At 65.9% G+C, this 7,578-nt stretch carries 8 protein-coding genes; 4 read left to right on the forward strand and 4 right to left on the reverse strand.

Features of this window, described 5'->3' with window-relative positions; translation table 11 throughout:
- Positions 1-258: 258 nt before the first annotated feature.
- On the reverse strand, positions 259-558 hold the full coding sequence (locus EH240_RS36185) for a hypothetical protein (RefSeq protein WP_125007131.1): 300 nt from the start codon (positions 556-558) through the stop codon (positions 259-261).
- A 187-nt stretch (positions 559-745) separates the two neighbouring features.
- Between EH240_RS36185 and EH240_RS36190 the strand changes: the two genes are divergently transcribed.
- Both EH240_RS36190 and EH240_RS36195 read left to right on the forward strand, forming a co-directional pair.
- Positions 746-1,645: a VOC family protein gene (locus EH240_RS36190; RefSeq protein ID WP_125007132.1), complete on the forward strand. Its 900-nt coding sequence runs from the start codon at positions 746-748 to the stop codon at positions 1,643-1,645.
- Between the two features lie 43 nt (positions 1,646-1,688).
- On the forward strand, positions 1,689-2,291 hold the full coding sequence (locus tag EH240_RS36195; protein WP_125007133.1) for a sulfotransferase family protein: 603 nt from the start codon (positions 1,689-1,691) through the stop codon (positions 2,289-2,291).
- 417 nt (positions 2,292-2,708) lie between these two features.
- On the opposite strand, the gene EH240_RS38395 is transcribed toward EH240_RS36195, so the two are convergent.
- The 3 genes from EH240_RS38395 to EH240_RS36205 all read right to left on the reverse strand — a co-directional run bounded on the left by EH240_RS38395 (position 2,709) and on the right by EH240_RS36205 (position 4,095).
- The gene (locus EH240_RS38395; protein WP_167484315.1) at positions 2,709-2,885 is read right to left on the reverse strand and encodes a hypothetical protein; all 177 of its coding nucleotides are present in this window, start codon (positions 2,883-2,885) and stop codon (positions 2,709-2,711) included.
- Positions 2,886-3,048: 163 nt separating this feature from the next.
- A complete protein-coding gene (locus tag EH240_RS36200) occupies positions 3,049-3,783 on the reverse strand; it encodes a DUF2270 domain-containing protein (protein WP_125007134.1) in 735 nt (244 codons plus the stop codon).
- Between the two features lie 105 nt (positions 3,784-3,888).
- Complete coding sequence (locus tag EH240_RS36205; RefSeq protein ID WP_125007135.1) at positions 3,889-4,095, reverse strand: hypothetical protein; 207 nt, start codon at positions 4,093-4,095, stop codon at positions 3,889-3,891.
- Positions 4,096-4,448: 353 nt separating this feature from the next.
- On the opposite strand from EH240_RS36205, the gene EH240_RS36210 reads away from it, so the two are divergent.
- Both EH240_RS36210 and EH240_RS36215 read left to right on the forward strand, forming a co-directional pair.
- Positions 4,449-6,704, forward strand: a complete 2,256-nt coding sequence (locus tag EH240_RS36210) for a cation:proton antiporter domain-containing protein (protein ID WP_167484316.1) — start codon at positions 4,449-4,451, stop codon at positions 6,702-6,704.
- A gap of 131 nt (positions 6,705-6,835) precedes the next feature.
- Positions 6,836-7,453 carry a hypothetical protein gene (locus EH240_RS36215; RefSeq protein WP_206075385.1) on the forward strand — a complete coding sequence of 206 codons (618 nt, stop codon included), beginning with the start codon at positions 6,836-6,838 and terminating at the stop codon, positions 7,451-7,453.
- The last annotated feature ends 125 nt before the right edge of the window (positions 7,454-7,578 follow it).

A 7,578-nucleotide genomic window follows, 5' to 3' on the forward strand; every position in this document is an offset into this window, starting at 1 on the left:
TTTCTCCCTTGTTGCGTGGGTGGAAAACCAATCCTGGCGAAACATCACGCCGCCATCCACGCCCTCATAGCATCTTGTGGGAGAAGGTGGATCGGCGCGCAGCGCCGAGACGGATGAGGGGTGCTGGAAGAAATGAGGCGTGAAAAAGTTGAAGGATTTTCTGCGCTCACGCTTTCAGCGTAGCGATCCTTCCAACACCCCTCATCCGTCCGGGCTTCGCTCGGCCACCTTCTCCCACAAGGGGAGAAGGGAACGGCGCTAAATCCCCTCCCCATCCACCAGCGGCACATCATCGCCTTCCCAGGGGCTCGGCATCGTCCCCCGTCCCGCCGTGGGCAGCGGCATCCAGCATCTGAGTTCCGGCTCGGCGTATTCGACGATGCGGCCCGGCGAGGAGTCGGAGGCCCGCCAGCCTTCCTCGCCGAACTGGTCGGCGCGCGACCAGTAAGCCATGTCGACCTCGGCCGGTCCCTGTTCGGACGAGCGCACCGTCACCAGGATGCGGCTGCCGTCCCGCGGCGCGCTCGCCATGTTGCGCCAGTGGTCGGTCTCGTCCATGGGATTCCTCCTGATCAAAGTATTTCCAGAAGAAGCGTCCAGCGGTTCTTCGTCCGGAATTGCGTGAAAGCAAATTATCTTCGGCGATAGTCGCCGCCCGCCGGGGAGGGGTCAACCCGAACTTGGCGCGAGACAGAAATATCATTCAGGGCTAATATATCCATCGACCGCAATCGGATGGACGACGATGGACGAAGGGTTGCTGTCTCAAGCCACCCGTCTCGGGCCGGTCCATCTCAGGGTGACCGACATCCCGGCCGCCTTGACCGTCTGGCGCGACACGCTCGGACTGGCGCTCGTCGGCGGGGATGCCGTCACGGCGGAGCTCGGCGCCGGCGGGCGGACGCTGATCGTGCTCCATGCCGGAGCGGAGGTGGCCCTGCCGCAGAAATCGCGCGGTCTCTTCCATGTCGCCATCCATGTGACGACGCGCCGCGACCTCGCCCACGCCGCCGCCCGGCTCAAGGCGTCGGGCCTGAGATACAGCGCCCAGGATCACCTGATTTCGGAATCGCTCTATGTCTCCGATGCATCCGGCAATGGCATCGAGATCTGCTTCGACACGCCGGAGCGTTTCCTGCGCCGCGAAGTGTCGGCCGACGGCCGCGTGGCGCTGATTGCCGCCGACGGCAGCGCGCATTCCGGGCTCGATCCGCTGGACGTCCCGGGCCTGCTGCGCGACCTCGGCGATTCCGGCCATGTCGAACCGGCGATGGCCGAAGACGCCTTCATCGGCCACGTCCACCTGCGCGCCCGCGCACCGGAGGAACTGATGGAATTCTATGTCGGCGTGCTCGGCTTCCGCCCGCATATCCAGTCCAGGACCTTCGGCATGTTCGACTGCGGCACCACGCGCCGGCCGCACATGGTCGCCTTCAACATCTGGGCGCGCGAGGAGTTGCGCGAGCCGCCGCCGAATGCCGCCGGTCTCGACCATTTCACGGTCGAGCTCGCCTCGGCGGAGGAGCTTGCCGCGGTGGCGCTGAGGCTCGACGCCGCCAATGCGCCGTCAAAGAAGATCGGCGGCGCCGTCGAGACCGCCGATCCGGAGGGCAATCGCTTGCGGCTCGTGGTTCAGGAAAGTTGATCGCACCGCCGCGCGCTCATCGAGGAAGGGGAAGGAGGGGGAAATGACCATCAGGGTGATTGGCACCGGCTTCGGCCGGACCGGCACGGATTCGATGCGCGAGGCGCTGACGATGCTTGGCTTCGGTCCGTGCCACCATATGTCGGAGGTCATGGCGCATGACGAGCAGAAGCGGCTCTGGCGGGCGCTGGCCAGGGGTGCTGCGCCGGACTGGAACCGGCTCTTTGCCGGCTATAAATCCTGCGTCGACTGGCCCTCGGCGCATTACTGGCGCGAACTGATCGAAGCCTACCGCCACGCGCGGGTCATCCTCACCTGGCGCTCGCCCGAAAGCTGGTGGGAGAGTTTCGCAAAGACGATCCTGCCGGCCATTGCCGACAGCCAGGACCAGGAGTCACTGGGCATTTCGCTCGTCTCGAAACAGGTCTTCGGCGGCCGGCCGCATGACCGCGAGCACGCGATCGCCGTTTACGAGGCCAATGTCGAGGCGGTGCTCAACACCGTGCCGGCCGAGCGCCTGCTGGTCCACAAGCTCGGCGACGGCTGGGAGCCGCTCTGCGCCCATCTCGGCGTCCCGGTGCCGGCCGAGCCTTACCCCAACCGCAACACCGCGAAGGAGTTCCGCACGGCGCTTTCGTTGAATTGAAGGGAAGGGAGTGAATACAATCGTGGGCCACTCCGAAACCATGGCGATGATGTGCACTGCCTTCCGCCACCGCGAGATGGGAATGCCTATCCCCGTCGACGGAGTCGAAACGCCTATTGGACCACGCTGAGCCACGCCTGCCGCTTCAACCTGACGGGACATCCGGCCGCCGTCATCCCGATCGGCCTCGACGGGAGGGCTTGCCGATCGGCGCTCAGCTCGTCGGCCGCCGCCATTCGGACATGAAGCTGCTGGCGGCCGCCAAGGCGCTGGCGCGTCTTACCGACGGTTTCGTCAGGCCTCCGGGATTGTGAGCAAGCGGCGCATTCCAAGGCTATTGCAGACGAGTCGATGGCTGGCGCCGTACAGGCGGGCTGCCGGCCGCCGCCTGTGCACGAGCCACTTCAACTAGATGCTTTAATGCATCGCTCTTATGATTCGGGCTTCTCGCAAAAGCGTGGGGCGGTCGCGTCCGACCGCTTTTATCAGCTTTTTGGCTTGAGCGTCCGAAATTCCCGTTTTCTCTTTCAGCAAGGCGACGAGCTGTTTGTCGTCAAGTCGGTTGTGGGAACTGCTTTCACCGGTTTCGGTCATGTTAAAATCCTCCTTCCAACCAAACTGGGAAGGGTGGCGAAAGTTTCATCGTAGTCATTGCTTTGCGCAGCCCATTGGCGCGCGGGTGCCATCGGGTTCAGTGTTCCGTGCAATGCAGTCGGGTGCTGGACTTCAGTCGCAATTGCAGGACCGCGCCAAAGGCTCACACATGCACGTCGCCGAACGACAGCTCGCCGTCGTCGGCGCGTATCAGGAAGGCAGCGGCAAGCATCGCGAGATAGAATACCACGACGACGGCGACAACGACGGCGCCGGGGATTGGACCGAACGTCGCCACCCGGAAGGTATCGAGGAGCGAGGCGCCGAAGCCGATCGGCGAGCCTTCGCGCGACAGGCTAGGCGTTGTGATCTTGAGCACCCAGGCAAGCATCAGGATCGTGTACATGAAGATGTAGTTGCGGCGCAGCCGGCGGATCAGCGCCGCGCGCTGCGTGATGAGGAAGCGCGGCGAGCGCAAGCCTTCGCCGACGATGGCCAGCCAATTGGAGGCGAAGTCCGGCTGCGGCGAAAATATCTGCGCGAAATAATAGCGTTCGAACTGACGCACCCGTGCCCGGTAGACATCGAAGAAGCGATAGCGGCGCGCCTCGATCCACAAAAGCAGCGTGATCAAAAGCATGGCGAAGAGCAGCACGCCGTGATGGGCCGACGGCGTCGATAGCGACACCGAAAGCATCGCAGCCACCACGGTGATCGCCCAGTTGCTGGTGCGGTCCAGCCGGTCGCGCCAGCCGGCCATGCGGGCAATCTCGGCGCGGTGAAAATGCGACATCGTGGTTGCGAATTCGGAAGACGTCAGCTTGAGCGCGAACGCGTCGGACCCGCGCGGCGCCGCGGCCGCCTCGGCTGGTTTTATGGTCTGGACCTGCTGCGACATCCCCTTGCCACGCGCCTCCGCCGTGGCCGGCCAAACGAGCCGGCCACACCCCATCCGCCACAACGTGCGGCCGGCAAAAACGTTCCCGCCTGTCAGGCGGATAAGTCAGGATGCGATGGGAGGCAGGGCCCGCTTTGAAGCCGCCGGAAACGGCACCACTTCGGCCTCGGGCCGGGCATATTGGGCGGTAGCGACCGCCTCGATCACAAGGTCGAGCGCTGCAAGCGCCGCGCGGCTGGTCTCGTCGTCGCCGCGAAGGTAGTGGCAGGCCCTGTCGAGGTGCAGGTGGGCGGCGGCAAAGTCGCTTTTCATTAGCTTCTCCTTGTTGCCCGCCGTGTCTAGACCATGCGCGAGTCGCTTTACCCAAAAGCAAAAATCAGCGGCCGCATTTGAATCGAATTGTGCCGATCTCCCCCTTGAGGCGAAGCGGCCAGAGGGGGTCGTCTCACGTAGAGTCGTCTCGGCACAGAAGGCGCTGGCGTTCCACGCGCGGCGACCCCCTCTGTCGCCTCCGGCGGCATCTCCCCCGCAAGGTCCCCGCAAGGGGGGAGATTGAGGACGCGTGCAACCGAAGCCCTCGCCAATCCGTTATGGCCAGGCATAATCGAGGGGTGCAAAGTTTGTCCTTCACGCTCAATCGGCGCCGGTCGCTGTCGGGTTCCCTCATGCTTGCGGCGGCGGCGTTCCTTTTGACGCCGGCCGTCGTCTTCGCCGCCGAAAAAACCGGCATGTCCAGCGAAGGCATCTTCGTTCTCGAAATCATTTTGCTGCTCTTTGTCGGCCGCGGCATCGGCGAATTGCTGGAGCGTCTCGGCCAACCGGCGGTGATGGGGCAGCTGATCGGCGGCATCCTGCTCGGGCCTTCGCTGCTCGGCTGGCTGTGGCCCGAGGCCGAGCGGCTGGTCTTTGCCGGCGATGCCGCGCAGAAATCGATGATCAACGCCATCGCCCAGCTCGGCGTCCTGATGCTTCTCCTGCTCACCGGCATGGAGACGGATCTCAGGCTGGTGCGCCGGGTCGGCCGCGCCTGTTTTTCCATCTCCGCCGCCGGCGTTGCGGTGCCTTTCGTGCTCGGCTTCGTGGCAGCGCAGTTCATGCCGGATGCGCTGCTCGCCCCCGGCAGCGAGCGCGTCGTCGCCGGCCTCTTCCTCGGCACCGCGCTGTCGATCTCCTCGGTCAAGATCGTCGCCATGGTGGTGCGCGAGATGAACTTCATGCGCCGCGACCTCGGCCAGATCATCGTCTCCTCCGCCATCATCGAGGACACGATCGGCTGGGTGATCATCGCCATCACCATCGGCATCGCCACGCACGGTCGCATCGAGCTCGGCAGCCTTACCTTCACGCTCGCCGGCGTCACCGCCTTCATGGCCTTTTCCTTCACGCTCGGCCGCCGCATGGTCTTCGACGCCATCCGCTGGACCAACGACAGCTTCCACTCCGAATATGCGGTCGTCACCGTCATCCTCGCCATCATGGGTGCCATGGCGCTGATCACCGACCTGATCGGCGTGCATACCGTGCTCGGCGCCTTCGTCGCCGGCATACTGATCGGCGAGTCGCCGATCCTGTCGCGCCACATCGAGGGGCAATTGCGCGGGCTGATCACGGCACTTTTCATGCCGGTATTCTTCGGCGTGGCGGGGCTTTCGGCCGACCTCACCGTGCTCATGGACCCTCAGCTTGCGCTGCTCACCGTGGCATTGGTGGCGATCGCCAGCCTCGGCAAGTTCGGCGGCGCCTTCATCGGCGCGGAAGCAGCCGGCATGAGCCGTGCCGAGGGCATCGCCGTCGGCTGCGGCATGAATGCGCGCGGCTCGACCGAGGTCATCGTCGCTTCTATCGGTCTGTCGATCGGCGTGCTTTCGCACAACCTCTTCACCATGATCGTCACCATGGCCGTCATCACCACCTTGGCCATGCCGCCGACGCTGCGCTGGGCGCTCGGCCGGCTGCCGATGGGCGAGACGGAGAAGAAAAGGCTGGAGCGCGAGGAGGTCGACCAGCGCGGCTTCATCGCCAATCTGGAGCGGCTGCTGGTGGTGGTCGACGAAGGCGTGGTCGGCCGCTTCGCCGCTTACCTTGCCGGCGTGGTCGGCGCCGGCAAGCCGATGACGGTGCTGCATGCCCGCGGCGAAAGCGAAGTCGAGCCCGGCGAGGCGGCGCATCTCAAGGAAATCGAGAAGGGCGCCGAGGAGGGCCGCGAAGCGGCGAAGCAAGCCGACGAGCAGCCCGCGCGTGAAGCCCCCCTCACGCGCCGCCGGCACGATGCTCCGCTCTCGGCCGAGGCGGTCGCCAAGGAAGTGCGCAAGGGCTATGGCATGCTCTTGATCGGCCTCGGCCGCGCGGTGACTTCGAAGGGCGGCTTCTCGCACCGCCTGAACGAGATCGTCGGCGCCTTCGACGGTCCACTCTGCCTGGTGCTGAAGCCGGCCGGCGCCGGTCGCCAGATGCCGCGGCTCGGGCCGGGATCGGGCAAGATACTGGTGCCGGTCAACGGCACCGCCAATGCGCGCCGCGGCGCCGAACTGGCGCTTGCCATCGCCGCTGTCACCGGGGCGCCGGTCAGGATGCTCTATGTTGCGCGGGCCAGCCGCGACGAGCCGCGCGACACCGTCTCGCATCGCCGCAGGGAGGCGGTGCTGAAAGATATTGTCGCGCTTGCCGACCGCTATGGCGTCGAGGTCGAGACCGCCATCCGCAGCAGGGCCGCCGCCGCCGATGCCATCGCCCGCCAGGCCGGCAGGCGGGCGGCGTTGATCGTCATGGGCGTGGCGCGCCGGCCGGGCGACGAGCTCATCTTCGGCGAGACGACGAGCGGCGTGCTGCAGCGCTGCCCGTGCCCAGTGGTGCTGATCTCCGACGAGCGCCTGCGCCGCGACGACGAGGGCAGGGAGGCGCTGCGGTCGGGGACAGGATGATTGGCGATGTCGGCGATTGACGTTAGACGACCCCCCCTCTGGCCGCTCCGCGGCCATCTCCCCCTCAAGAGGGGAGATACCCCGCTTAAAGTCTCCCCGGATCGGTTATCCTCGCCACCGAGGAGGTGGCGATGAGCTTCAGCACAAAACCTCTCGACATGACCACCTGGCCGCATTTCGCTGCGCTGGTCGAGCGGCACAACGGCGTGTGGGGCGGCTGCTGGTGCATGGCCTTTCACGCCAAGGGCGTTGGCGCCGCCGGCAACCGTGCCGCGAAGGAGGCGTTGGTGCGCGACGGCCGGGCGCATGCCGCGCTCGTCTTCGATGGCCCGGCCTGCGTCGGCTGGTGCCAGTTCGGGCCGACCGGCGAATTGCCGCGCATAAAACACCAGCGCGCCTATCGCGAGGGGCTGACGGCGCTGCCGGACTGGCGCATCACCTGCTTCTTCTCCGACAAGGCTTTTCGCGGCAAAGGCGTGGCCGCGGCGGCGCTTGCCGGTGCGCTGGCCGAGATCGGCCGCCTCGGCGGCGGCACGGTGGAAAGCTACCCGGAGGATGCGCAAGGACGCTCGGTCGCCGGCGCCTTCCTGCACAACGGCACGCTGGCGATGTTCGAAGCGCAGGGTTTCAGCCGCAACCGCCGGATCGGCAAGCATCGCTGGGTGGTTGAAAGGGTAGGTGGCGGCGGGCGATCTCCCCCCTTGAGGGGGGATGTCGCCGAGGGCGACAGAGGGGGTCGTCTCACATAGAGTGCCGGCGCCCTTGCGTGCGAAAAGAGGCGCGCGGCGCGTGCGACCCCTTCTAGCCTGCCGGCCATCTCCCCCTCGAGGGACATAGGCGCTAAGATAGCTTTGGCATGGACTGAAATTTGCGC

The sequence above is a fragment of the Mesorhizobium tamadayense genome (assembly GCF_003863365.1).
In the GTDB taxonomy this organism is placed as follows: Bacteria; Pseudomonadota; Alphaproteobacteria; order Rhizobiales; family Rhizobiaceae; genus Mesorhizobium; species Mesorhizobium tamadayense.